The 1,131-nt window shown below is 44.5% G+C and carries 3 tRNA genes and 2 rRNA genes; all 5 read right to left on the bottom strand.

Annotation, left to right across the window (positions count from 1 at the left end):
- Window positions 1-305 (bottom strand): 23S ribosomal RNA (locus CZ809_RS20665); the annotation flags it as partial.
- Between the two features lie 331 nt (window positions 306-636).
- A tRNA-Val gene (locus tag CZ809_RS20660) sits at window positions 637-712 on the bottom strand.
- Window positions 713-743: 31 nt separating this feature from the next.
- A tRNA-Lys gene (locus CZ809_RS20655) sits at window positions 744-819 on the bottom strand.
- Between the two features lie 21 nt (window positions 820-840).
- Window positions 841-916, bottom strand: a tRNA-Glu gene (locus CZ809_RS20650).
- A gap of 101 nt (window positions 917-1,017) precedes the next feature.
- A 16S ribosomal RNA gene (locus CZ809_RS20645) occupies window positions 1,018-1,131 on the bottom strand; the annotation flags it as partial.

The following is a 1,131-nucleotide window of genomic DNA, read 5'->3' as shown; positions in this document are numbered from 1 at the left end:
ACTTTCCAGAACCTTCACCTAACGCAGAACTAGCTTAAGGGCTAATCCGGTTTCGCTCGCCGCTACTACCGGAATCTCGGTTGATTTCTCTTCCTCGGGGTACTTAGATGTTTCAGTTCCCCCGGTTTGCCTCATTAACCTATGTATTCAGTTAATGATACTTGCTTATGCAAGTGGGTTTCCCCATTCGGAAATCCCAGACTCAAGAGGCTTTTACTGCCTAATCTGGGCTTATCGCAAGTTAATACGTCCTTCATCGCCTCTGACTGCCAAGGCATCCACCGTGTACGCTTAGTCACTTAACCATACAACCCCAAGAGGTCTTGTATGTTCAAACAACCAAGGTTTGCGTTTAATACTCCGATCAAAAAAATATTAAACATTGGTTTTTCGCCGGACTCGATACAAGACACTTGAATGTGTGTTGTTTTGAGAACTCGTTTTTATTCAAAGAATAAAAACATTTTTTAAAATCAATCTTTCGATTGAATTTACTAGTCAGCTTTCCAGATTGTTAAAGAGCATGCAATTATCTAACGATAACCACTTTCTAATGATTTTCAGCGACAACAATGCGGACTTAATAAAGGTATTCTTCATTAAATCTGCGATTCCGTGCAGAAAATTCTTAGAGAGTGGTGGGCGATACCGGGCTCGAACCAGTGACCCCCTCCTTGTAAGGGAGGTGCTCTCCCAACTGAGCTAATCGCCCACGATAGTTTTAATTCCTTCGTGAGAAAGAATGGTGGGTCGTGCAGGATTCGAACCTGCGACCAATTGATTAAAAGTCAACTGCTCTACCAACTGAGCTAACGACCCAATTTGCACTTCAAAGAGAAGTGGCGTCCCGTAGGGGAGTCGAACCCCTGTTACCGCCGTGAAAGGGCGGTGTCCTAGGCCTCTAGACGAACGGGACAATGTTCATACTTATTATTGTTGGGCAACAATAAGTGGCTCTCTTACATTTTAACCAAGCAATCTGTGTGGACACTGCATAAAACAGTATAAGTCTTTAGGTAAGGAGGTGATCCAGCCCCAGGTTCCCCTAGGGCTACCTTGTTACGACTTCACCCCAGTCATGAACCACACCGTGGTAAACGCCCTCCCGAAGGTTAAGCTATCTACTTCTGG

This window comes from Photobacterium piscicola, assembly GCF_900166965.1.
Lineage (GTDB): Bacteria > Pseudomonadota > Gammaproteobacteria > Enterobacterales > Vibrionaceae > Photobacterium > Photobacterium piscicola.
The sequence above is the reverse complement of the archived record's forward strand: the minus strand, read 5'-3'. Positions and strand labels throughout refer to the sequence as shown.